We start from the raw sequence: 19,659 nt of genomic DNA on the forward strand, positions 1-19,659 counted from the left end.
TCAGGGCGGCGTGGGCAATGGCGCTCCGCGCGGCTTGGTGCGCTTGGCGTTGCGCTCGTCCAGCTCGGCCTTGTCCTGCTCGGCCTTCTTTAGCCGGTCTTCGTAGCGCTGGCGCTCGACCGCCTCCTGCGCACGCCGCTCCGCCAACCTGGCCTGCTCCTGCGCGTTGGCACGCTGCTTGTTCTGGAAGGCCTGGCGGTTGGCCGCCTCCTGCGCTTCCCTTTCCTGGCGGCTGGTCTCGCGGTCGGCCGCCCGCTGCTCCCGATCCTTCTGCGACTGCAGGGCGCGCTCGCGATTCGCCGCTTCGTCGGCCGACGGCTGCGCCTTCTGGTCGAGCTTGTCGAGCTGTGCCGCCGCACGGCGCTGGCGGTCGGCGTCGTTGATGGCGGCTTCCTGGCGCTTCAGGTCTTCGACCTGCGTGCGCCGCTTGCGGCGGGCGTCGTTGAGGCAATCCTGGACCGCGAACTTCTGGAAGCAGACGGCGCGATCCTGGTCGTAGCGCGCCTCCACCGCCTTTCGCTCGGTCGAGATGCGCGCCTTCTGGGCGTCGGCTTCCGCCTCGGGCGTGGGCGCCTGCGCGCAGGCCGGCCATGCCGCGATGGCCAGCAGGTAGGGAATGAAAGGCCTCAAATTCATGTGATGCGGGTGTCGACCGAGCGCGGCTCCAGCGCCAGGAACTCGGCGGACTGCATCTCGTGCAGCCGCGAAACCGTGCGCGGGAACTCGTGGGCCAGGGGGCCCTCGGTATACAACTCTTCAGGCGGCACCGCCGCCGACATGATGAGTTTGACACGCCGGTCGTACAGGACGTCGACCAGCCATGTGAAGCGCCGGGCCTCCGAGGCCATGCGCACCGGCATGTGCGGAACGTCCGAAAGCAGCACCGTGTGAAACTGGCTCGCAATCTCCAGGTAGTCGTTCTGCGAGCGCGGCCCGCCGCACAGCGTCTTGAAGTCGAACCAGACCACGCCGCCGGCCTTGCGCCGGGCGCGTATTTCTCGTGCCTCGATGTGAAGCACCGGGTTCTCGTCGTCGGCCTTCTCGGCCAGGCGGCGGAAGGCGTCGCGCATCTCGGCGTCGGCCTCGGCGCCGTTGGGCGTGAGGTACAGCCGCACCTGCTCCAGCGTGCGGCGCCGATAGTCGGTGCCGTTGTCCACGTTGATGACTTCCAGCCGCTCGTTGAGCAACTGGATGGCCGGCAGTATGCGGTCGCGGTGCAGCCCGCCGGGGTACAGGTCGTCCGGCTTGAAGTTCGAGGTGGTGACGAAGCCCACGCCGTTTTCGAACAGCGACACCAGCAGCCGGTGCAGGATCATCGCGTCGGTGATGTCCGCGACGTGGAATTCGTCGAAGCAGATCAGCCGGTAGCGCTTGGCCATGCGCCGGCCCAGTTCGTCCAGCGGGTTTACCGTGCCCTGCAGGTCGGCCAGTTCGCGGTGCACCTCGCGCATGAACTCGTGGAAATGCAGCCGCGTCTTGCGACGCAGCGGCACGGCCGTGTAGAAGCAGTCCATCAGGAAGCTCTTGCCGCGCCCCACTCCGCCGAACATGTACACGCCGCGCGGAATGTCGGGGCGGTTGATGAGCTTCTTGAAGGCGTTGGAGCGCTGGGCCTTGTACTCGGCCCAGTCCTGGCAGCAGCGCTCCAGCGCGTCGATGGCGCGCAGCTGCGCGGGGTCGCTCTCGAAACCCCGCGCCTTCAGCTCCGCCTCGTAGACGGAGCGCACCGAGGGTGCGCTTGCGTCCGTCACACTCAGAAGTTCAGCGTGCGCTTGTCGACCGCCAGGGCGGCTTCCTTGGTCGCTTCGCTCAGGGACGGATGCGCGTGGCAGATGCGTGCGATGTCCTCGGCGCTGGCCTTGAACTCCATCGCGACCACGGCCTCGGAGATCAGCTCGCTGGCCATGGGGCCCACGATGTGCACGCCCAGGATCTCGTCGGAGGTTGCGTCGGCCAGGAACTTCACCATGCCGGTGGTGTCGCCCAGCGCGCGCGCGCGGCCGTTGGCCAGGAAGGGGAAGGTGCCGGCCTTGTAGGCGCGGCCCGAAGCCTTCAGCTGCTGCTCGGTCTGGCCCACCCACGCGATTTCCGGCGAGGTGTAGATCACCCAGGGGATCGTGTTGAAGTTGACATGGCCGTGCTGCCCGGCAATGCGCTCGGCCACGGCAACGCCCTCTTCCTCGGCCTTGTGCGCCAGCATGGGGCCGCGCACCACGTCGCCGATGGCCCAGACCTTGGGCAGGCTGGTCTTGCACTCGTCGTCCACCACGATGGCGCCGCGCTCGTCCAGCTTCAGGCCCACCGCCTCGGGGTTCAGGCCGATGGTGTTGGGCACCCGGCCGATCGAGACGATCAGCTTGTCCACGTCCAGGCTTTGCGCCTCGCCCTTGGCGTTCTCGTAGGCAATGCTCACGCCCTTCTTGGACGCCTTCACTTCGCCGACCTTCACGCCCAGCTCGATCTTCAGGCCCTGCTTGTCGAAGGCCTTCTTGGCTTCCTTGGCGATCTGCTCGTCCACCGCACCGAGGAAAGTGGGCAGGGCTTCGAGCACGGTCACTTCGGAACCCAGGCGGCGCCACACCGAGCCCATCTCCAGGCCGATGACGCCCGAACCGATCAGTGCCAGCTTCTTCGGCACGGCGCCGATGCGCAGCGCGCCGTCGTTGGACAGCACGTTCTCTTCATCGAAAGGTGTGCCGGGCAGCGCGCGGGCGTTGGAGCCCGTGGCCACGATGATGTGCTGGCCCACGATGGTCTCTTCGGCAGCGCCGCTGACCTTGATCTCGTAGCCGGCATCCGTCGCTTTCACGAAGGAGCCGCGGCCGTGGAACGAGGCGACCTTGTTCTTCTTGAAGAGGAACTGGATGCCGTCGTTGTTCTGCTTCACCACGGTATCTTTGCGGCCGAGCATCTTGGCGATGTCCAGGCCCAGGCCCTCGACCTGGATGCCATGGTCGGCGAAGTGCTTGCCGGCGTGCTCGTAGTGCTCGGACGATTGCAGCAGCGCCTTGGAGGGAATGCAGCCCACGTTGGTGCAGGTGCCGCCCAGGGCGGGGCCGCCCTTGGCGTTCTTCCACTCGTCGATGCAGGCCACGTTGAAGCCCAGCTGGGCCGCGCGGATGGCGGCGATGTAGCCGCCGGGACCGCCGCCGATGACGACGACGTCGAATTGCTTGTCAGCCATTGAACTCGCCCTCTCAGATATCGAACAGGAGGCGAGCAGGATCTTCCAGCGCTTCCTTCATGGCCACCAGGCCCAGCACGGCTTCGCGGCCGTCGATGATGCGGTGGTCGTAGCTCATGGCCAGGTAGTTCATCGGGCGAATGACGATCTGGCCGTTCTCGACGACAGCGCGATCCTTGGTGGCATGCACGCCCAGGATGGCCGACTGCGGCGGGTTGATGATGGGGGTAGACAGCATCGAGCCGAAGGTGCCGCCGTTGGAGATCGAGAAGGTGCCGCCGGTCATCTCTTCGATGCCGAGCTTTCCTTCCTGGGCCTTCTTGCCGTACTCGGCGATCTTCTTCTCGATGTCGGCAAAGCTCATCTGGTCGGCATTGCGCAGGATGGGCACGACCAGGCCGCGCGGCGAGCCGACGGCGATGCCGATGTCGAAGTAGCCGTGGTAGAGGATGTCATTGCCATCCACCGAGGCGTTGAGCACCGGGAACTTCTTGAGCGCATGCACGGCCGCTTTCACGAAGAAGCTCATGAAGCCGATCTTGACGCCGTGTTCCTTGGTGAACTGGTCCTGGAACTTCTTGCGCATCTCCATGACCGGGGCCATGTTGACTTCGTTGAAGGTGGTCAGGATGGCGTTGGTGGACTGCGACTGCAGCAGGCGCTCGGCGATGCGGGCACGCAGGCGGCTCATGGGCACGCGCTGCTCGGGGCGCTCGCCAAGGTCGGGCGCGCCGGCGGGGGCGGCCACTTGCTGCAGGCTGGTCTTGGGCGCGCCGGTGGGGATCTGCACGGCAGGCGCGGGCTTGGCGCCGCCGGCCACGGCGGACAGCACGTCGCCCTTGGTCACGCGGCCGTCCTTGCCAGTGCCGGCAACCTGCGAAGTGCTCAGGTTGTTGTCGGCCAGCAGCTTGGCAGCGGCGGGCATGGCGACGTCGGACTTCGAGGTGCCGGACGGCGCGGCAGCAGCCGCGGCGGGCGCGGGTGCGGCAGCAGCGGGCGCCGCTGCAGCAGCGGCCGGGGCCGCTGCGCCGGCCTTGGCGGCGGTGTCGATCCTGGCGATGACCTGCTCGGCCACCACCGTGGCGCCGTCGCCGGCGATGATTTCGGCCAGCACGCCGGCGGCGGGCGCCGGCACTTCCAGCACGACCTTGTCGGTCTCGATCTCGATCAGGATCTCATCGATGGCCACGGCTTCGCCGGGCTTCTTCTTCCATTGCAGCATCGTGGCTTCGGCCACCGATTCGGACAACTGGGGAACTTTGACTTCTACGATAGACATTTGAAGGGTCCTTGCGCTTCGTGTTTCTTGTTTGACGATGGCTCGTCGTTCTTACTTGGTCAGCACGAAGCCCTTGAGCTTGCCGAATGCGCCGTCGACCAGCGCCTTTTGCTGTTCCTGGTGCAGGTGCGAGTAACCCACCGCCGGCGAGGCCGAGGCGGCGCGGCCGGAGTAGCCCAGCTTCTGGCCTTCCTGCATGTTCTCGTGGATCTGGTGCTGCACGAAGAACCAGGCGCCCTGGTTCTGCGGCTCGTCCTGGCTCCACACCACGTCGACCAGGTTCGGGTACTTCTTCAGTTCCGTCGCGAAGGCCTTGTGCGGGAAGGGATAGAGCTGCTCGACGCGGATGACCGCCACGTCGTCGCGGCCCAGTTCCTCGCGTTTCTTGGCCAGGTCGTAGTACACCTTGCCCGAGCAGGCGACGACGCGCTTGACCTTCTCGGCCTTGAGGTCGCGGCTGTCCGGAATCACGGTCTGGAAGCCGCCCTTGGTGAACTCGGACAGCGGCGAGGTCGCGTCCTTGTTACGCAGCAGCGACTTGGGCGTCATGATGATCAGCGGCTTGCGCAGGTTGCGCACCATCTGCCGACGCAGCACGTGGAAGATCTGGCTGGCCGTGGTGGGCTGGACCACCTGCATGTTGGTGTCGGCGGCCAGCTGCATGAAGCGCTCCAGGCGGGCCGAGCTGTGCTCGGGGCCCTGGCCTTCGTAGCCATGCGGCAGCATCAGCGTGATGCCGTTGACGCGGCCCCACTTCACTTCGCCCGAGGCGATGAACTGGTCGATGACGACCTGCGCGCCGTTGGCGAAGTCGCCGAACTGCGCTTCCCAGATCACCAGGGTGTTGGGGTCGTTGGAGGCGTAGCCGTACTCGAAGGCCAGCACCGCTTCTTCCGACAGGATGGAGTCGATGACCACGAACGGCGCCTGGTTGTCGGCCACGTTCTGCAGCGGCACGAAGGTGCCTTCGTCGAACTTCTCGCGGTTCTGGTCATGCAGCACGGCATGGCGGTGCGTGAAGGTGCCGCGGCCGCAGTCCTCGCCCGACAGGCGCACCGGGTAGCCGCTGGACACCAGCGAGGCGAAGGCCATGTGCTCGCCCATGCCCCAGTCCACGTTGGCCTCGCCGCGGCCCATCGCGGCGCGGTCGTCCAGCACCTTCTTGACCAGCGGATGCACGGTGAAGTTGGCGGGCGTGGTGGTGATGCGTTCGCCCAGGCGCTTCCACTCGGCCAGCGGGATCGCCGTGTCGCCGGCGTCGGTCCACTTCTTATTGAGGAAGGGGCTCCAGTCGACCGCGTACTTGCTCTTGAAGTTGGTCAGCACCGGGTCGATGGTGTGCTTGCCGTCGTCCATGGCGGCGCGGTAGGCCTTGACCATGTCGTCGCCCAGCGTCTCGCCCAGGCCTTGGGTGGCCAGCTTGTCGGCGTACAGCTTGCGCGTGCCGGGGTGCTTGGCGATCTTCTTGTACATCAGCGGCTGGGTGAGCGAGGGGGTGTCCTGCTCGTTGTGGCCCAGCTTGCGGAAGCAGATGATGTCCACCACCACGTCCTTCTGGAACTCCATGCGGAACTCCAGGGCGAGCTGGGTGGCCAGCACCACGGCTTCGGGGTCGTCGCCGTTCACGTGCAGCACCGGCGCATCGATCATCTTGACGATGTCGGTGCAGTACAGCGTGGAGCGGCTGTCGCGCGGGTCGCTGGTGGTGAAGCCGATCTGGTTGTTGATGACCAGGTGCACGGTGCCACCGGTGAAGTAGCCCCGGGTCTCGGCCAGCGCCAGCGTTTCCATGACCACGCCCTGGCCTGCGAAGGCGGCGTCGCCGTGCACCAGCACCGGCAGCACCTGCTTGCCGTGCGGGTCGCCGCGGCGGTCCATGCGGGCACGCACCGAGCCTTCGACCACCGGGTTCACGATTTCCAGGTGCGAGGGGTTGAAGGCCAGGCTCAGGTGCACCGGGCCGCCGGCGGTGGTGACGTCGGAGCTGAAGCCCTGGTGGTACTTCACGTCGCCCGAGGGCAGGTCTTCGGGCGCGGTGTGGTCGAACTCGGCGAACAGGTCGGCGGGCATCTTGCCCAGCGAGTTCACCAGAACGTTCAGGCGGCCGCGGTGGGCCATGCCGATCACGATTTCCTGCACGCCCTTGAGGCCGGCCTGGTTGATCAGTTCGTCCATCGAAACGATGAAGCTCTCGCCGCCTTCCAGCGAGAAACGCTTCTGGCCGACGTACTTGGTGTGCAGGAAGCGCTCCAGGCCCTCGGCGGCGGTCAGCCGGTCGAGCACATGCTTCTTCTCGTCGACGCTCAGCTGCGGGTTGGTGCGGGCGCTCTCGAGCTTCTGCTGCCACCAGCGCTTCTGCGCCTGGTCGGTGATGTACATGTACTCGGCGCCGATGGAGCCGCAGTAGGTTTCACGCAGCGCGTTGAGCAGCTCGCGCAAGGACATGGTGTCCTTGCCGAAGAAGGTGTTGCTGGTGTTGAACACCGTCTCGAGGTCGGCGTCCTTGAAGTCGTAGAACGAGGGCTCCAGCTCGGGAATGGCGGGACGCTCGGTGCGCTTGAGCGGGTCCAGGTCGGCCCAGCGGGCGCCGACGTTGCGGTAGGCGGCGATCAGCTGCTGGACGGCGGTGCGCTTGCGGCCCAGTTCGGAATCGGCACCGCTGGCCTGCACCACGCGCGTGGTGCCCTTCTTGGCCAGGTCGGCGAATGCGTTGACGACCGGCAGGTGCGGGACGTCCTTGGTATTGGTCCCGTCGGTGGCGGGCACGTTCTGGAGCGCGTCGAAATACGAGCGCCAGTTGTCGGGCACGCTGGTGGGGTTGGCGAGGTAGTTCTCGTACATCTCTTCGACGTAGGGCGCGTTGCCCCCGAAGAGATAGGTGTTGCCCTGATAGGCTTGATAGACGCCCGAGCCGGGCGTCGACGACGATGAATCGCTCATGTTGCGCTGACCTTCGCTTCCCTTGAGGAAGCACGAGTTGGCTGGAAAACCTTCCGCGACACGGCTGAACCGGTTGGCGGATGCGACTGTGGCTGGAAGGGCCTGAGTACCCTCGCATTGTGCCACTACGAGCAGATGACGGCGGTATCCAATTAATCCAGACCCGCCCTTCTCCTTACCCTTGCACGAGTTGGCGGATCTGTTGTAGGGAAGTCGGATCGTCCATCGTGGTGAGGTCGCCCGGGTCGCGCTGCTCGCACACGGCCTGGATGGCCCGGCGCAGGAGCTTGCCGCTGCGCGTCTTGGGCAGGGCCGAGACGAAGCGCACCCGTGCCGGCCGCGCGACGGCACCCAGTTCGTCGTTCACGCGCTGCATCACCTCGCCTTCCAGCGCCAGGGCGCGTGCCGGGTCGGTCAATGCGAGCGAGTCCTTGGGCACCGCGAAGGCCATGGCCACCTGCCCCTTGAGCGCATCGGCAACGCCCACCACCGCCACTTCAGCCACGCCGTTGTGGCCCGAGATGCATTCCTCGATCTCGCGGGTGCCCAGTCGGTGGCCGGCCACGTTGATCACGTCGTCGGTGCGGCCCAGGATGTAGAAGTAGCCGTCTTCATCGCGGATGCCCCAGTCGAAGGTGGAATAGACCATGCGCCCGGGCACGCTCTTCCAGTAGGTGTTGACGAAGCGGTCGTCGTCCTTCCACACGGTCTGCATGAAGCCCGGCGGTGTCGGGCCTTCGATGACGACCACGCCCTTTTCGTTGGGCGCCGTCAGCTCTTCGCCGGTGGATTCGTGCAGGATCTTCACCTTGTAGCCGTACATCGGGACGCCGGGGCTGCCGAACTTGGCTTGCTTGTTCTCGACGCCGCTGGCCAGCGTGATGATCGGCCAGCCCGATTCGGTCTGCCAGTAGTTGTCGATGATGGGCACTCCCAGGCCCTCGCTGATCCAGCGGGCGGTAGGCTCGTCAAGCGGTTCGCCCGCCAGGAACAGCGCGCGCAGCGACGACAGGTCGTATTTCTTGAGCAGCGCCGGATCCTGCTTCTTGAGCACGCGCACCGCGGTGGGCGCGCTGAACATCACCGTCACCTTGTACTTCTGGACCAGCTGCCACCAGATGCCGCCGTCCGGCCCGCGGTCCATGCCTTGCGTGGGCAGGCCCTCGTACATCAGCGTGGCCATCCCCGCGATGAGCGGGCCGTAGACGATGTAGCTTTGGCCCACCACCCAGCCGATGTCGCTGGTGGAGAAGTAGGTTTCCCCTGGCCGGCCGTCGAAGATGTGCTTCATGCTGGCCGCCAGCGCCACCGCGTATCCGCCGGTGTCGCGCTGCACGCCCTTGGGGCGGCCGGTGGTGCCGCTGGTGTAGATGGTGTAGCTGATGTCGGTGGCGTCCAGCCATTCGCAAGGAACGTCGGTGGACTTGAGGCCCGCCGCCAGATCGCTGTCGAGGTGGTCGCGCCCGGGGTTCAATTCCATCGGGGCCAGGCCGCGGTCGGTCAGCAGCACCGCCTCGGGCTTGTGCTTCGACAGCCGGATCGCCTCGTCCAGCAGCGGCTTGTACGCCACCACCTTGCCGCCGCGCGAGCCCGCATCGGCGCTCACCACCACCTTGGGCGCTGCGTCCTCGATGCGCGAGGCCAGCGCGCCGCTGGCGAAGCCGCCGAAGACCACGCAGTGGATGGCGCCGATGCGCGCACAGGCCAGCATCGCGAAGGCGGCTTCGGGAATCATGGGCATGTAGATGAGCACCCGGTCGCCTTTGGCGACGCCCAGCGCGCGCAGGCTGGCCGCCACCCGCTGCACTTCCTCGTGCAGTTGACCAAAGGAGTAGGTCCGCTCGCTGCCGGTCTCGGTGGAGACGTGGATCAGCGCCGGCTGGTCGGCGCGCTGCGCCAGGTGCCGGTCGACCGCGTTGTGGCACAGGTTGGTCTTGCCGCCCGCGAACCAGTGCACGAAAGGCGGCCTGGAATCGTCCAGGATGCGCGCCGGCGGCGTCTGCCAGTCGATCAGGCGGGCCTGCTCGGCCCAGAACGCCTCGGGGGAGTCGATCGAACGGCGGTAGAACTCGGCATAGCTGCTGGCGCTCATCTTGGCTGTCTCCTGCTTCGTTGACTTCAGGGCCCGGCATTTGAGCCGAAACTGAATTCATAATTATGAGACTTGGGCTTTCGGGAAGCTGACAAGGCGGCGTCCCGGGCTGCCCGTTAGTCAGTCAGCGCCTCCAGCCGCTTCCAAGCGCCAGCTCCGCGCCGGCTCCGCCGTAGTGCCAGGACCTCAGGCCCTGCCCCTCAGCGCACCAGCGCCAGCACCTCGCGAAAGGCCGGGTGCTCGCACCCACGCAGCCATTCGAAGGCCACCATCTCGGTGGTCACCAGTTCCGCGCCGGCGCCGGCCAGGCGGTCGAAGGCGGCATCGCGGTTGCGCTCGGTGCGCGAACTGCAGGCGTCGGTGACGACCCAGACCTCGAACTCGTCCTCGATGAGGTCCAGCGCCGTCTGCAAAAGGCACACGTGCGCCTCGCAGCCGGCGATGACGATCTGGTTGCGTTCCTCGGCGGCCTGCGCCGGCTTCTGCAGGTGCTTGGGCAGGCTGCGGGCATTGCCGCGCGGTGCGGCGGGCGCGGGGGCGCGCAGCCATTCGGCCAGCCCCTCCTCCACCGCGCTGAACTGCATCTTCGACAGGGTGCGCTGCACCAGCGGCTTCAGTTCGGCCAGATTCGGACCCAGGCCCGAAGGGTTCTCCTCGGTGGCGAAGGCCGGCACCTTCAGCAACCTTGCCAGTTGGCCCAGGCGCACCGCGTTGCGAGCCACGGCCTCGGCTTCGAAGATGGCAGGCATCAGGCGTTCCTGGTAGTCCACCAGAACGAGTTGGGATTGGGAGGCGTCGAGAAGCATGTCGTTGGGGCTGTTCAGGTCAATCTCCGAAAGTACCACCGAACCGCACCCCTCAAGGCGGCACGATCTTCAGTTCGTTCATGACGTTCTCGACGTCGTCCAGAGATCGGATCATGCGCTCCAGCGCGTCCGACTGCGCCTTGGTGCGCACGCACCCCTGCAGCCAGACCCAGCGCCGCTGGCCCATCACCCAGACGCTGGTGTCGCCATAGCGGCCTTCGGCCAGCACGGCCTTCTTGCTGCGCGCGACGATGTCCGGGTCGTACAGGTAGGCGTTGGGCAGGCGGCAGCGGCCCGACTGGTAGCAACTGGTGCCGCGCTCGGCCCGGCCGTGGGTCTGCGAGAGCATCTCCTGCTTCGTGATCAGCGGCCCGTCCGGAACGGGGCAGGACGCGATGCCCGAGGTGACCTGCTCGAAGGGGTCATTGAAGAAGTTGGCCCGCTCCTGCGCCGCGGAAGCGCCCCCCGCCAGCGCCACGCACAACGCGAGCAGGCCAGGGCGGGCGCGAGGCGTCATGGCTGAAGCCGGATCAACTGGCCTTTGCTCTGGTCCGTCAGCACGTAGATCAGGCCGTCGGGCCCCTGGCGCACGTCGCGGATGCGCGCACGGTCATCCTCCAGAAATTTGTGCTCGGCCACCACCTTGCCGCCCTGGATCTCGATGCGGTCCAGGTAGCCGAACTTGAGCGAGCCCACGAAGAGGTTGCCCCGCCAGCCCTTTCCGTAGCGGTCGCTGTTGAGGAAGGCCATGCCCGAGGGCGCGATCGAGGGCACCCAGTAGTGCAGCGGCGGGTCCATGCCTTCCTTGGCGGTGATGCCGTCGCCGATCTTGCCGCCGCCGTAGTTCTCGCCGTAGGTGATCACCGGCCAGCCGTAGTTGTGGCCGGGCTGCACGATGTTGATCTCGTCCCCACCCTGCGGGCCGTGCTCGGTCATCCACAGCCGCCCGTCCTGCGCGAAGGCCAGGCCCTGGCCGTTGCGGTGGCCGTAGCTCCAGATCTCGGGCAAGGCGCCGGCCTGGCCGACGAAGGGGTTGTCCGGAGGCGCAGCGCCGTCCTTGGTGACCCGGATGATCTTGCCCAAGTGGTTGTCCAGTTTCTGCGCGTCTTCCTTGCGGCTGAAGCGGTCCCCCATGGTCATGTAGAGGTTGCCGTCCTTGCCCTCGGCGATGCGGCAGCCGAAGTGATTGCGGCTGGCGACCTTGGGCTGCTGGCTGAAGATGACGCGCACGTTTTCGAGCCGCGCGCGGTCCGTCGACAGCTGGGCCTTGGCCAGCGCGGTGCTGTTGGCGCGGCCGTCCGCATCGGGCTCCGAGAAGCAGAAGTACAGGGTCCGGTTGCTGTCGAAGCCCGAATCCAGCACCACGTCCAGCAGGCCGCCCTGCCCGCCGATCGCCACCTGCGGCACGCCCTGCAGCGGCGCACTCACCTTGCCTTCCGCATCGATGACACGCATGCGGCCCAGTTTTTCGGTCACCAGGTAGCGGCCGCTGGGCAGGAAAGCCAGGCCCCAGGGGTTCTCCAGGCCGCTGGCGACCACCACCGGCCGGGGCTCGGCCATGGCCGCAGTGGCACCGGCAAGCATCAACACATAGGCCAAAAGGCGTGAGAAGCGCATGTGCGGCTCCAGTCCAAAAGCGAAAACTTTGCCATTACTTGAAAGGCCAGCCCCAAAAGGGCCAACCAAACAAGTTACATTTTTATAATCATCGTTGAACTGAATGTTGTTTTGCAACAATGAGTTAGGATCATTAGTTCAGCTTTTACATTGTTTGACATGACCCAATGTCATCAATATCCTACGCGTCATGCGTTTTATCGTCTTACCTGTACTCCTTCTGGCCGCTTGCAGCGTTGCCGTTGCAGCACCCCAAATCGAGCGCAATGACGAAATCGGCCGTCTGCTGGTCGACCAGGGTTTGATCGCCCAGCTCGAACAGGTTCGCCAGACGGTCTCTGACCGCACCTCCACCCTGGTGAGCGGCGCCATGGGTTTCATCGGCGTCCCGTACCGCCGTGGCGGCAACACCGCCGAGACCGGCCTGGACTGCAGCGGCCTGGTCCGCGCCGTCTACAACCAGACCCTGGGCCTGGTCCTGCCGCGCCGCGCCGAAGAGCAGGCCGCAGCCACCGAAAAGATCGATCGCAACGAACTCAAGCCGGGCGACCTGGTGTTCTTCAACACCATGCGCCGCGCCTTCAGCCACGTGGGCGTGTACATCGGCGACGGCAAGTTCGTCCACGCGCCGCGCACCGGTGCCTCCGTGCGCGTCGAGGACATGAACGGCAGCTACTGGCAGCGCCGCTTCAACGGCGCACGCCGCGTTCAGGCCGACGCCAGCGGGGTCACCCCCGTCAGCGGCGACTGACCGCGCCGCACCCCAACAAAAAACCCGCCGTCGGCGGGTTTTTGTTTTCCGGGCGGCGCAAGCCGCCCTTCACCTCGGCTTAGCGCCGCTGCGGCGGCAGGTCCGTGCAGGTGCCGTGCGCGACTTCGGCCGCCATGCCGATCGATTCGCCCAGCGTCGGATGCGGGTGGATGGTCTTGCCGATGTCCACTTCGTCCGCGCCCATCTCGATGGCCAGGGCCACTTCGCTGATCAGGTCGCCCGCATGCGTGCCGACGATGCCGCCGCCGACGATGCGGTGCGTCTCGGCGTCGAACAGCAGCTTGGTCACGCCTTCGTCGCGACCGTTGGCAATGGCGCGGCCCGAAGCCGTCCATGGGAACAGGCCCTTCTTGACCTTGATGCCCTCCGCCTTGGCCGCGTCCTCGGTCAGGCCCACCCAGGCCACCTCGGGGTCGGTGTAGGCCACGCTGGGGATCACACGCGCCTGGAAGGCAGCGCTTGCCAGTTCCTTGTCGCCCTTCTGCTCGCCGGCGATCACCTCGGCCGCCACGTGGCCCTCGTGCACCGCCTTGTGGGCCAGCATGGGCTGGCCGATGATGTCGCCGATGGCAAAGATGTGCCGCACGTTGGTGCGCATCTGGATGTCGACCGGGATGAAGCCGCGGTCGCCCACTGCCACGCCGGCCTTCTCGGCGCCGATCTTCTTGCCGTTGGGGCTGCGGCCCACGGCCTGAAGCACCAGGTCGTAGACCTGCGGTTCCTTCGGTGCCTGCTCGCCCTCGAAGGTGACCCGGATGCCTTCCTTCGTCGCCTCGGCCGCGACCGTCTTGGTCTTGAGCATGATGTTGTCGAAGCGCGGTGTGTTCAACTTCTGCCAGACCTTGACCAGGTCGCGGTCGGCGCCCTGCATCAGGCCGTCGAGCATTTCGACCACGTCCAGGCGGGCGCCCAGCGTGGAATAGACCGTGCCCATCTCCAGGCCGATGATGCCGCCGCCCAGCACCAGCATGCGCTTGGGCTCGTGCGCCAGTTCCAGTGCACCCGTGGAGTCGACGACGCGCGGGTCCTTGGGCATGAAGGGCAGGCTCACCGACTGCGAGCCGGCGGCGATGATGCAGTTGCGGAAGCGGATGACCTGCTTCTTGCCGCCGGCATCCTTGCCGTCGCCGGTGGTTTCCTGCACTTCGAGGTGGTAGGGGTCCAGGAAGGTGCCGATGCCGCGCACCGTGGTCACCTTGCGCATCTTGGCCATCGCGGCGAGGCCGCCGGTGAGCTTGCCCACCACCTTGTTCTTGTAGCCCAGCAGCTTGGTGCGGTCGATCTTGGGGGCGCCGTAGTCCACGCCCAGGTCGGCGAAGTGCTTGACCTCGTCCATCACGCCGGCCACGTGCAGAAGTGCCTTGGAGGGGATGCAACCCACGTTGAGGCACACGCCGCCCAGCGTGGCGTAGCGCTCCACGATGACCGTCTTCATGCCCAGGTCGGCGCTGCGGAACGCGGCCGAATAGCCGCCGGGGCCGGCGCCGAGCACCAGCACGTCGCATTCCAGGTCGACCGAGCCGCTGTAGCTGCCGGCCGGGCCGGTGGCCACCGCAGGCGCCGGGCTGGGCGCCGGGGCCGCTTTGGCCGCGGGCGCAGCCGCTGACGGCGCGGGCGCCGCAGCAGCTGCGCCCTCTTCCACCTCCAGCGTGAGCACCACCGAGCCTTCGCTCACCTTGTCGCCCACCTTCACGGCCAGCGACTTCACCGTGCCTGCGTGGCTGGAAGGGATCTCCATCGAGGCCTTGTCCGACTCCACCGTGATCAGCGACTGCTCGGCCTTGATCTTGTCGCCTGGCTTGACCAGCACCTCGATCACCGCGACCTCCGCGAAGTCACCGATGTCGGGCACCTTGATTTGTTGTTCGCTCATTGCCTACACCTTCAATTTGAGAGTGAATACGTCGACCGGTCCGGCCGAATTGCGATCGAATTCGCAGGCGGCTTCGATGCCCGCCTTGGCCACCTCGCGTGCCGTGCGGCCCTTGCCGCCATAGGCCGCGTGCATGGCGCCGAGCGCGAAGCTGCGCCCCGAGCCGATGCTCCAGAACTCCTTGAACTCGAACACCTCGCGGTAGCTGTAGACGCCGTAGATCCCGCTCGGGTTGGCGATCAGCAGCGTGAACTGGCTCGATTCATAGGGGTCGTGGTCGTCTTCCTTGGTCTGCAGGAAGTAGCTTTCCTTGAGCACCGGATGCAGCCGCGACAGCGTGCGGAAGACGTCGTCCTTGCTGCCAAGGCGAATCTCCTCGCGCGGCTGCGCGGCCAGTGCATGCCGCAGCACCAGGAAGTGCGCGGCCGCGCCAGCGGCGGCAAAGATGCTCTTGCCCTGCGCGTCCGGCACCTCGAAGGCCTTCTGGTTGGCCTCCATGCGGTGCGACAGCCGCGTGTCCCCGAAGGTGACCAGCGTGTCTGCCATCAGCGCCACTTGGCCGCCTTTGCGGACGGCCACCACCGTGGTCATGCCGTGAACCGCGCCAGGTGGCTCACAGCAGGACCCGGCGGAAGTCCGCCAGGACCTGGCCCAGGTAGGCGTTGAAGCGGGCCGCCGAGGCGCCGTCGATCACGCGGTGGTCATAGGACAGCGACAGCGGCAGCGTCAGCCGCGGCACGAACTGCTTGCCGTCCCACACCGGCTTCATCGCGCTCTTGGACAGGCCCAGGATGGCCACCTCGGGTGCGTTGATGATCGGCGTGAAGTTCGTGCCGCCGATGCCGCCCAAGGAGCTGATCGAGAAGCAACCGCCCTGCATGTCGGCCGCGCCCAGCTTGCCGTCGCGCGCCTTCTTGGCCAGCTCGCCCATCTCCTGGCTGATCTGCAACACGCCCTTCTTGTCGGCGTCCTTGAGCACGGGCACCACCAGGCCGTTGGGCGTGTCGGCCGCGAAGCCGACGTGGTAGTACTGCTTGTAGACCAGGGCGTCGCCGTCCAGGCTGGTGTTGAACTCGGGGAACTTCTTCAGTGCCGAGACCACCGCCTTGATCACGAAGGCCAGCATCGTCACCTTGACGCCCGACTTCTCGTTCTCCTTGTTGGTGGAGACGCGGAAGGCCTCCAGCTCGGTGATGTCGGCCTCGTCGTTGTTGGTGACGTGGGGGATCATCACCCAGTTGCGGTGCAGGTTCGCGCCGCTGATCTTCTTGATGCGCGAGAGCTCCTTGCGCTCGAAGGTGCCGAACTTGCTGAAGTCCACCTTGGGCCAGGGCAGCAGGTCCAGGCCGGCGCCGCCGCCGGATGCCGCAGGGCGCGAGGCCGCGGCGGCCTTGGGCACCGCCTGGCCGCTCATCACGGCGCGGGTGAAGTTCTGGACGTCTTCCTGCGTGATGCGGCCCTTGGGACCGCTGCCCTTCACTTCTTCGAGCGGCACGCCGAGTTCGCGTGCGTACTTGCGCACCGAGGGCGAGGCATGGGGCAGCTGGCCGCTGGGCGCGACCGTCGGGTCGTGCGCTGCTGCGGCCGCAGGCGCTGCTGCTGCTGCTTCTGCTGCGGGCGCAGGCGCCGAGGCAGTCGCAGCAGCCGGCGCGCCGGCTGCCGCCACGGGCGCAGGTGCCGAAGCGGGCGCCGCACCGCCGGCGCCTTCCAGCACCGCGATCAGGTCGCCCACGTTGACCGTGTCGCCCACCTTGACCTTGAGTTCCTTGAGCGTGCCGGCCGCCGAGGACGGGATCTCCATCGAGGCCTTGTCGGACTCGACGGTGATGAGCGACTGCTCGACCTTGATCGAATCGCCGGGCTTGACCAGCACCTCGATGACGGCCACGTCCTTGAAGTCGCCGATGTCGGGCACCTTTACCTCGACCGGGCCGCTGCTGGCGGCAGGGGCCGCAGCGGGCGCTGGTGCCGGAGCCGGCGCACTCGCGGGCGCTGCTGCAGGCGCAGCAGCCGAGGCCTGCGCCGCCGGTGCAGGCGCAGCAGCCGCATCGGATTCGAGGCTCAGCACCACGCTGCCCTCCTTCACCTTGCTGCCGACCTGCACCTTGATCTCCTTCACCACGCCGGCGGCGGACGAGGGAATCTCCATCGAGGCCTTGTCCGACTCCACCGTGATGAGCGACTGCTCCGGCTTGACCGTGTCGCCGACTTTGACCAGCACCTCGATCACTGCGACCTCGTCGAAATCGCCGATGTCCGGCACCTTGACTTCCACCATAGCCATGTTCGTGTCTCCCGCCCGAAAGCGTATTGTTGGTTGTTGGGGGCGCCCGAGTTTCTCAGGCGTAGAGCGGGTTGATCTTGTCGGCGTTGATTCCGTACTTCTGGATCGCCTCCTGGACCTTGGCCGCCGGCAGCACGCCGTCCTCGGTCAGCGCCTTGAGCGCCGCCACGGTGATGTAGTGCCGGTTGATCTCGAAGTGCTCGCGCAGCTTGCTGCGGAAGTCGCTGCGGCCGAAGCCGTCGGTGCCCAGCACCTTGAAGTTGCGGTCCTTGGGGATGAAGGCACGCACCTGGTCGGCGTAGGCCTTCATGTAGTCGGTGGACGCCACCACCGGGCCGGTGCTGGCCGAGAGCTGCTGCGCGATAAAAGGCACGCGCGCCTTCTCGGTGGGGTGCAGCAGGTTCCAGCGCTCGCAGTCCAGGCCGTCGCGGGTCAGCTCGTTGAAGCTCGGGCAGCTCCAGACGCCGGCGCTCACGCCCCAGTCCTTCTCCAGCAGTTCCTGCGCCGCGAAGCTCTCGCGCAGGATGGTGCCGCTGCCCATCAGCTGCACCGAAGGCGCCTCCTTGCCCTTGGCGGCCTTGACGGCGGGCGCCTGCTTGCACAGGTACATGCCCTTGATGATCTGCTCCTCGGTGCCGGGCTGCAGGCCAGGCATCGCGTAGTTCTCGTTGAGCAGGGTCAGGTAGTAGTAGACGTTGTCCTGCTTCTCCACCATGCGCTTGAGGCCGTGGTGCAGGATCACGCCGACTTCATGCGCGAAGGTCGGGTCGTAGCTCACGCAGTTGGGGATGGTGTTGGCCAGGATGTGGCTGTGGCCGTCCTCGTGCTGCAGGCCTTCGCCGTTGAGCGTGGTGCGCCCGGAGGTGCCGCCCAGCAGGAAGCCTCGCGCCTGCATGTCGCCCGCCGCCCAGGCCAGGTCGCCGACGCGCTGGAAGCCGAACATCGAGTAGTACACGTAGAACGGCACCATGATGCGGTTGTTGGTGCTGTAGCTGGTGGCCGCCGCGATCCAGCTGGACATGCCGCCGGCCTCGTTGATGCCTTCCTGCAGGATCTGGCCCGACTTGTCTTCCTTGTAGTACATGACCTGGTCCTTGTCGACCGGGGTGTACTGCTGTCCATCGGGGTTGTAGATACCAATCTGGCGGAACAGGCCTTCCATGCCGAAGGTGCGGGCCTCGTCCACCAGGATCGGCACCACCCGCGGGCCCAGCGCCTGGTCGCGCAGCAGTTGCGTGAGGAAGCGCACGTAAGCCTGGGTGGTGGAGATCTCGCGGCCCTCGGCCGTGGGCTCGAGCACCGACTTGAAGGTCTCCAGCGAAGGCACTGTGAAGCTCTCGTCGGCCTTGGCGCGGCGGTGCGGCAGGTAGCCGCCCAGCGCCTTGCGGCGCTCGTGCAGGTACTTCATTTCCGGCGTGTCGTCGGCCGGCTTGTAGAAAGGCAGGTCCGCGATCTGGCTGTCGGGGATCGGGATGTTGAAGCGGTCGCGGAAGGCCTTGATGTCCTCTTCGCCCAGCTTCTTGGTCTGGTGCACGGTGTTCTTGCCTTCGCCGATCTTGCCCATGCCGAAGCCCTTGACGGTCTTGATCAGCAGCACGGTGGGCTGGCCGGTGTGCTTGACCGCCGACGAGAAGGCGGCGTAGACCTTCTGCGAATCATGGCCGCCGCGGCGAAGGTTCCAGATGTCGTCGTCGCTCATGTTGGCCACCATCTCGGCCGTGCGCGGGTCGCGGCCGAAGAAGTGCTTGCGCACATAGGCGCCGTCGTTGGCCTTGAAGGACTGATAGTCGCCGTCGTTGGTCTCCATCATGAGCTTGCGCAGCGCCCCGTCCTTGTCGCGGGCCAGGAGCGGATCCCAGTTGCTGCCCCACAGCAGCTTGATGACGTTCCAGCCGGCACCGCGGAACTCGCCCTCGAGCTCCTGGACGATCTTGCCGTTACCGCGCACCGGGCCGTCCAGGCGCTGCAGGTTGCAGTTGATCACGAAGATCAGGTTGTCCAGGCGCTCACGCGCGGCCAGGCCGATGGCGCCCAGCGACTCGACCTCGTCCATCTCGCCGTCGCCGCAGAAGACCCAGACCTTGCGGTTGGAGGTGTCGGCGATGCCGCGGGCGTGCAGGTACTTCAGGAAACGCGCCTGGTAGATGGCCATCAGCGGGCCCAGGCCCATGGAGACGGTCGGGAACTGCCAGAAGGCGGGCATGAGCTTGGGGTGCGGGTAGCTCGACAGGCCCTTGCCGTCCACTTCCTGGCGGAAGTTCAGCAGCTGGTCTTCGGTCAGGCGGCCTTCCAGGTAGGCGCGGGCATAGATGCCGGGCGACACGTGGCCCTGGATGTAGAGGCAATCGCCGCCGTGGCCTTCGCTCTCGGCATGCCAGAAGTGGTTGAAGCCCGCGCCGAACATGGAGGCCAGCGAGGCAAAGGAGCCGATGTGGCCGCCCAGGTCGCCGCCCTCGGGCGGGTGCAGGCGGTTGGCCTTGACCACCATCGCCATGGCGTTCCAGCGCATGTAGGAGCGCAGGCGCTCCTCGATCTCCAGGTTGCCGGGCGAACGGTCTTCCTGGTCGGGCTCGATCGTGTTGACGTAAGCGGTGTTGGCCGAGAAGGGTTTGTCGATGCTGTTCTGGCGCGCGTGCTCGAGGAGTTGCTCGAGCAGGAAGTGGGCGCGTTCACGGCCCTCGCTCTGGATCACGGCGGACAAGGCGTCCATCCATTCGCGCGTTTCCTGCGCGTCCGCATCGTTCGCTGCAGCCGAACCGAAGGTCTTCTCGGGATTTGCCGACATGCTTTGTCTCCTTGATGGGTGTGGCTC

At 66.5% G+C, this 19,659-nt stretch carries 14 protein-coding genes; 1 reads left to right on the plus strand and 13 read right to left on the minus strand.

The genetic code is table 11. From position 1 onward, the window contains the following. The 9 genes from BM345_RS09805 to BM345_RS09845 form a co-directional block, all read right to left on the minus strand. Entirely contained in the window at positions 1-636 is a 636-nt protein-coding gene (locus BM345_RS09805; protein WP_139237492.1) for a hypothetical protein, read from the minus strand. Further along, positions 633-1,757 (minus strand): cell division protein ZapE, encoded by a 1,125-nt coding sequence (zapE, locus tag BM345_RS09810; protein ID WP_175544973.1) that lies wholly within the window; start codon positions 1,755-1,757, stop codon positions 633-635. Before zapE ends, BM345_RS09805 begins: the two co-directional genes overlap by 4 nt. Next, positions 1,754-3,184, minus strand: coding sequence for a dihydrolipoyl dehydrogenase (gene lpdA, locus BM345_RS09815; RefSeq protein ID WP_093378583.1), 1,431 nt, complete (start codon positions 3,182-3,184; stop codon positions 1,754-1,756). Before lpdA (BM345_RS09815) ends, zapE begins: the two co-directional genes overlap by 4 nt. A 13-nt stretch (positions 3,185-3,197) precedes the next feature. Continuing rightward, positions 3,198-4,463 (minus strand): 2-oxoglutarate dehydrogenase complex dihydrolipoyllysine-residue succinyltransferase, encoded by a 1,266-nt coding sequence (gene odhB / locus BM345_RS09820; protein ID WP_093378586.1) that lies wholly within the window; start codon positions 4,461-4,463, stop codon positions 3,198-3,200. A 51-nt stretch (positions 4,464-4,514) separates the two neighbouring features. Next, the gene (locus BM345_RS09825) at positions 4,515-7,403 is read right to left on the minus strand and encodes a 2-oxoglutarate dehydrogenase E1 component (protein WP_093378588.1); all 2,889 of its coding nucleotides are present in this window, start codon (positions 7,401-7,403) and stop codon (positions 4,515-4,517) included. A gap of 175 nt (positions 7,404-7,578) precedes the next feature. Further along, on the minus strand, positions 7,579-9,525 hold the full coding sequence (locus BM345_RS09830) for a propionate--CoA ligase (RefSeq protein WP_302847527.1): 1,947 nt from the start codon (positions 9,523-9,525) through the stop codon (positions 7,579-7,581). Between the two features lie 170 nt (positions 9,526-9,695). Then, positions 9,696-10,301: an isochorismatase family protein gene (locus tag BM345_RS09835; protein WP_093379416.1), complete on the minus strand. Its 606-nt coding sequence runs from the start codon at positions 10,299-10,301 to the stop codon at positions 9,696-9,698. 52 nt (positions 10,302-10,353) lie between these two features. After that, entirely contained in the window at positions 10,354-10,818 is a 465-nt protein-coding gene (locus tag BM345_RS09840) for a BON domain-containing protein (protein ID WP_093378593.1), read from the minus strand. After that, positions 10,815-11,918, minus strand: coding sequence for a PQQ-dependent sugar dehydrogenase (locus BM345_RS09845; protein WP_093378596.1), 1,104 nt, complete (start codon positions 11,916-11,918; stop codon positions 10,815-10,817). The genes BM345_RS09840 and BM345_RS09845 overlap by 4 nt, the downstream gene beginning before the upstream one ends. Positions 11,919-12,108: 190 nt before the next feature. Between BM345_RS09845 and BM345_RS09850 the strand changes: the two genes are divergently transcribed. Continuing rightward, a complete protein-coding gene (locus BM345_RS09850) occupies positions 12,109-12,669 on the plus strand; it encodes a C40 family peptidase (protein ID WP_093378599.1) in 561 nt (186 codons plus the stop codon). Between the two features lie 79 nt (positions 12,670-12,748). On the opposite strand, the gene lpdA (BM345_RS09855) is transcribed toward BM345_RS09850, so the two are convergent. Genes lpdA (BM345_RS09855) through aceE form a run of 4 tightly spaced genes read right to left on the minus strand, consistent with a single transcriptional unit; the run spans position 12,749 to position 19,632 of the window. Next, positions 12,749-14,563 carry a dihydrolipoyl dehydrogenase gene (gene lpdA / locus BM345_RS09855; RefSeq protein ID WP_093378602.1) on the minus strand — a complete coding sequence of 605 codons (1,815 nt, stop codon included), beginning with the start codon at positions 14,561-14,563 and terminating at the stop codon, positions 12,749-12,751. 3 nt (positions 14,564-14,566) lie between these two features. Continuing rightward, the gene (locus BM345_RS09860) at positions 14,567-15,154 is read right to left on the minus strand and encodes an Ntn hydrolase family protein (protein ID WP_093378606.1); all 588 of its coding nucleotides are present in this window, start codon (positions 15,152-15,154) and stop codon (positions 14,567-14,569) included. A 22-nt stretch (positions 15,155-15,176) separates the two neighbouring features. Next, positions 15,177-16,847 carry a dihydrolipoyllysine-residue acetyltransferase gene (gene aceF / locus BM345_RS09865; protein WP_093378609.1) on the minus strand — a complete coding sequence of 557 codons (1,671 nt, stop codon included), beginning with the start codon at positions 16,845-16,847 and terminating at the stop codon, positions 15,177-15,179. Between the two features lie 55 nt (positions 16,848-16,902). Beyond that, positions 16,903-19,632 (minus strand): pyruvate dehydrogenase (acetyl-transferring), homodimeric type, encoded by a 2,730-nt coding sequence (aceE, locus tag BM345_RS09870; RefSeq protein ID WP_093378612.1) that lies wholly within the window; start codon positions 19,630-19,632, stop codon positions 16,903-16,905. Positions 19,633-19,659: the final 27 nt, after the last annotated feature.

This window comes from Variovorax sp. OV329, from assembly GCF_900114785.1.
Classification (GTDB): domain Bacteria; phylum Pseudomonadota; class Gammaproteobacteria; order Burkholderiales; family Burkholderiaceae_C; genus Variovorax.